The 4,898-nt window shown below is 52.0% G+C and carries 3 protein-coding genes; all 3 read left to right on the top strand.

Going from position 1 to position 4,898, the window contains the following annotated elements:
* Positions 1–223: 223 nt before the first annotated feature.
* The 3 genes from nusA to infB all read left to right on the top strand — a co-directional run bounded on the left by nusA (position 224) and on the right by infB (position 4,842).
* Complete coding sequence (gene nusA / locus PX636_RS15935) at positions 224–1,417, top strand: transcription termination factor NusA (RefSeq protein WP_079209546.1); 1,194 nt, start codon at positions 224–226, stop codon at positions 1,415–1,417.
* Positions 1,417–1,698 carry a YlxR family protein gene (locus tag PX636_RS15930; RefSeq protein ID WP_002798549.1) on the top strand — a complete coding sequence of 94 codons (282 nt, stop codon included), beginning with the start codon at positions 1,417–1,419 and terminating at the stop codon, positions 1,696–1,698. Before nusA ends, PX636_RS15930 begins: the two co-directional genes overlap by 1 nt.
* Positions 1,699–1,809: 111 nt before the next feature.
* Complete coding sequence (infB, locus tag PX636_RS15925) at positions 1,810–4,842, top strand: translation initiation factor IF-2 (protein WP_002798548.1); 3,033 nt, start codon at positions 1,810–1,812, stop codon at positions 4,840–4,842.
* Positions 4,843–4,898: the final 56 nt, after the last annotated feature.

The raw sequence follows: 4,898 nt of genomic DNA, 5'->3' as shown, positions 1-4,898 counted from the left end.
TTTTTGATCTAGAGCGAACTAATCAATTAAGTCTCTTACCAGATAAGGATTTAGTCGATTTATGCCCCCCTATCGAACCATACCAAGTAACGAAGAACCTAAATAAATAACTAACTGATTAACTTAAAACTTACATCTGATAACTGATAACTTACATCTGATAACTGATACAAGGCTAATGGCTAAAAAACTAATCACTCAAAAGTAAGGAGAAAAAATAATTATGGCTACTGTTAATTTGCCTGGTTTAAAAATAATGCTCGAAGAAATTAGCCAACGACATAATCTGCCCAAAAATGCCGTACAGGAGGCTTTGCGTGAAGCACTTATCAAGGGTTACGAACGTTATCGACGCGCCCAAAGTTTAGAAAAAGCTGCTCAATTCCATGAAGATTATTTCAATAACTTTGATGTGGAATTAGACGTAGAAGAAGAAGGCTTTCGCATCCTTTCTACTAAAACTATTGTCGAAGAAGTGACCAATCCCGACCATCACATCGGTCTCAAAGAAGTGCAAGAAGTGGCCGATGAGGCCCAGTTAGGGGATGAAGTAGTTCTTGATGTCACCCCCGACCAAAAAGAATTTGGTCGCATGGCGGCGATTCAAACTAAACAGGTTTTACTGCAAAAACTGCGGGATAACCAACGCAAATTGATTCAAGAGGAGTTCCAAGATCTGGAAGGAACGGTTTTACAGGCCCGGGTCGTCCGTTTTGAAAGACAGGCCGCTATTGTCATGGTACAAAGCACCTACGGTCAACCGGAAGTGGAAGCAGAACTACCCAAACGGGAACAGCTACCCAACGATAACTATCGCGCTAACGCCACCTTTAAAGTGCTGCTCAAAAAAGTCCTGGAAGGTTCTCACCGCGGCCCGCAATTAATCGTTTCCAGAGCGGCGGCGGGTTTGGTAGTATATTTGTTCGCCAACGAAGTTCCCGAAATCGAGGAGGAAATCGTGCGTATTGTTGCTGTCGCCCGGGAAGCCAATCCCCCCTCCCGTCACGTTGGTTCGCGGACAAAAATCGCCGTCGATACCTTAGAGAGAGACGTGGATCCGGTTGGGGCCTGTATTGGGGCCAGAGGTTCGCGGATTCAAGCCGTGGTTAACGAATTGCGGGGCGAAAAAATCGACGTGATTCGTTGGTCTCCAGACCCCGCCACCTACATCGCCAATGCCCTTAGTCCCGCCCGTATCGACCAAGTTTTGTTCACTAATGCCGAAGAAAGACAAGCACTGGTACTGGTGGCACAGGATCAATTGAGTTTAGCGATTGGCAAAGAAGGGCAGAACGTGCGTCTAGCCGCCCGTCTGACGGGCTGGAAAATCGATATTAAGGATATAGCCCTCTATAAAGGCGAACAAGAGGTGAAAACTGCTGAAACAGACCCAGAATCGCAGGATTTAGACCGATAATGAACACCTTTGTCAATTATCGACGCTGTATTAGCTGCCGTCTCTTCGCCCCGAAAGAATCCTTTTGGCGAATTGTCCGACTACACCCGTCCGGACAGATACAATTAGATCAAGGCATGGGAAGATCAGCCTATATCTGTCCACAGCCCAACTGCCTGCAACTAGCCCGACAAAAAAATCGTCTCGGACGCGCCCTAAAAGCCAATATTCCCGAAACGCTCTATGAATCCTTGCAAGAGCGACTCGGGACTGCCTGGCAAGGTCGTCCAAATCAGGATTAAAATTGACGATCATAGCCACAAAATCGTTAGCATGGAAAGGGGACAGTCCTGACAGGATCAAAAAATCAGCCAACTTATAGGATCACTAACACTTTAGCCGGGGGATAATGGATGAGTAACACGAAAGTCAGAATTTACGATTTATCAAAAGAATTGAATCTAGACAACAAAGACATTTTGGACATCTGTGACCAGTTGAACATCGAGTACAAGAGCCACAGTAGCACGATCAGCGAAGAGGATGCCCAACGCATCAAAGCAATCGCTGCGAAGGGATTTGCCTCGAGTACCAGTAAAAATAGCACGGGTCAGCGAGAATCGGCTAGTCCTGCCGAAGAAAAAAAACAAAAGATTTTAGCCCTGCATAAACACAACCGCCCCGAAACCGGCGAAGAAGGGGAAAGCTATCCCGGTCAAGCCGGTTCCTCGGCCAAACCGACTTTAATCAGTCCCCCCCGTCCCCCGGTTAAACCCCTCGTTGCTGCCCCAGGGCGCGACGAGGCGGCCGAAAAAACTCCCGCCACTGCAGCAGAGATGCTATCTCATAGCCCCAGTGTTAAAGAAACCCCGACCGAAACCCCGCTAGTGTCAGAAGCAGCCCCCACCTTAATCGCCCCACCTAATCGACCTTCCCTAACCCCGAAACCACGCCCTGAAACTGCCTCGGGCCGGCCAGAACCCCGATCTAAAAATGCTCCTGGCAGTAACGACAGGACCCGGGGAGAAAAACGCGAGCGCGGCGAGAGCGAAAACGCCCCTAGTCCTGAGCGTAGGGTAGGCTTGGCTAAACCAGAAAAACCGACCCTCAACCGCAAACCCGACGGAAAAAGCCCGAAACTGGCGGAACCAGCTAGAGAAGTGCGGGAGACAGTGGAGTTGAAGCGCCCGGTTCGCCCCGGGTTACCCGCTAAAATCTCGGCTACCAGCGAGGAGGAAACCGATACCACCAAGAAATCTGGTGTTGATGGCACAGAAATCGATACAGATACCGGATTGCTCGGAGCAGACGGGCCCAAAAAACTCAAACGACCCACCATGCCCCCTCGCATGGCCAAAAAATCTAGCTGGGAAGAAGAAGAAGAGGAAGAAAAAAAAGCGGCCAAAACCGCCAAAACTGCCGGCAAAAACAAACGCCGCACCCAAGCGCTCTTTGAAGATGACGATGATCTAGAATCGGAACTGTCCGGGTTAATTAATACCCCCAGTTTTACCCTCTCCACCGCTCGTCCCCCCAAACCGCCCACCGCTAAGGCTGCCACCCCCGGCACTTCAACAGCAGTCAAAGTTAAGCGGCCCAGTAAACCAACCGCCCACACTGGCGGACCGAAAAGCGAGCGCCAAGAACCCCAAGAGGAAAAACGCCCGGAAAGCATCGTCGTCACCGGCAGTCTCACCGTGCGCGACCTCTCGGAATTGATGAAAGTCCCCGAAACCGAGATCATCAGAACCCTATTTTTTAAAGGGATGGCGGTTAATATCACCCAAACTCTCGACGTGGACACGATCGAAATGATCGCCAGGGACTTCGAGATCGCCGTGGAAACCCCCAGCACCCAGTCGGCGGCGATCAAAACCACGGAGATGATCGATGTCTCCGACTGGCAAAGTCTCCAGCGTCGTCCCCCCGTCGTCACCATTATGGGTCACGTTGACCACGGCAAAACCACCCTCCTCGACTCGATCCGCAAAACCAAAGTCGCCCAAGGGGAAGCCGGCGGCATCACCCAGCACATCGGTGCTTACCACGTCGATGTGGAACATAACGGCAAACCGGAACAGATTGTCTTTTTGGATACCCCCGGCCACGAAGCTTTTACCGCTATGCGCGCCCGCGGGGCGAGAGTCACCGATATAGCCGTGCTGGTGGTAGCCGCCGATGACGGCGTACAACCCCAAACGAAAGAGGCAATCAGTCACGCCAGGGCTGCCGAAGTCCCCATCGTGGTGGCGATTAACAAAGTCGATAAACCTTCAGCTAACCCCGACCGGATTAAACAGGAATTGACCGAACAGGGACTGGTGGCCGAAGATTGGGGCGGTGAGACGATCATGGTTCCCGTTAGCGCCCTGCGGGGTGAAAATCTCGATAATCTGCTGGAAATGATCCTCTTGGTGGCAGAAGTGGAGGAATTGGTCGCTAACCCCGACCGCTTGGCGAAGGGAACCGTCATCGAAGCTAACCTCGATCGCACCAAAGGCCCCGTGGCTACCCTGCTCGTCCAGAATGGCACTCTCCGCGTCGGTGATAGCATCGTCGCCGGTTCCGTTTTCGGCAAAATTCGGGCCATGATCGATGATCGCGGTCAAAAAGTCGAAGCGGCCACCCCCTCCTTCGCCGTGGAAATCCTCGGTCTCAGTGATGTGCCGGCCGCTGGCGATGAATTCGATGTCTATGAAAGTGAAAAAGAGGCCCGATCAATCGCTGATCAACGGGCGATCGAACGACGCAACACCCGTTTACAACAGGCCCTCTCCTCCCGTCGCGTTAGCCTTAGCACCCTCTCTATCCAAGCTCAAGAAGGACAACTCAAGGAACTTAATCTCATCCTCAAGGCAGATGTGCAAGGTTCCGTCGAGGCCATCCTCGGTGCGCTCAAACAGTTACCCCAAAACGAAGTGCAGATTCGCGTTCTCCTCGCCTCTCCGGGGGAAATCACCGAAACCGATGTGGATCTGGCCGCCGCTAGTGGTGCGGTGGTGGTGGGCTTTAATACCACCCTTGCCAGTGGTGCGCGCGCATCCGCCGATCGGGAAGGGGTCGATATCCGCGATTACAATATCATCTACAAGCTTCTCGATGATATTCAAGGGGCGATGGAAGGTCTTCTCGACCCCGAAGAAGTGGAAGAACACCTCGGTTTCGCCGAAGTGCGGGCCGTCTTCACCGTCGGTCGTGGGGCCGTGGCGGGCTGTTATGTCCAATCTGGTAAACTGGTGCGGAACCGCTTCCTGCGCGTGCGTCGCGGCAAGGAAATTGTTTATCAGGGAGTTCTCGATTCCCTCAAACGGATGAAGGAAGATGCCCGGGAAGTAGCTACCGGTTTCGAGTGCGGTGTCGGTGTTTCTAAATTCAATGACTGGAAAGAAGGCGACATTATCGAAGCCTACGAAATGGTCATGAAACGTCGCACTTTATCCAGTTAATTAGACTTGAACCGTCGGGAGTCGGGAGTCAGGAGTCGGGAGTCAGGAGTCAGGAG

The sequence above is a fragment of the Microcystis sp. M53598_WE2 genome, assembly GCF_030067735.1.
GTDB classification, from domain to species: Bacteria; Cyanobacteriota; Cyanobacteriia; order Cyanobacteriales; family Microcystaceae; genus Microcystis; species Microcystis aeruginosa.
Note: the sequence above shows the minus strand (reverse complement) of the source record. Positions and strands in the feature narration are given on the sequence as shown.

What these genes read in the sequence shown, in the direction of transcription:
- nusA (WP_079209546.1), top strand. Translation starts at nt 224, where the DNA reads ATGGCTACTGTTAATTTGCCTGGTTTAAAAATAATGCTCGAAGAAATT.
- PX636_RS15930 (WP_002798549.1), top strand. Translation starts at nt 1,417, where the DNA reads ATGAACACCTTTGTCAATTATCGACGCTGTATTAGCTGCCGTCTCTTC.
- infB (WP_002798548.1), top strand. Translation starts at nt 1,810, where the DNA reads ATGAGTAACACGAAAGTCAGAATTTACGATTTATCAAAAGAATTGAAT.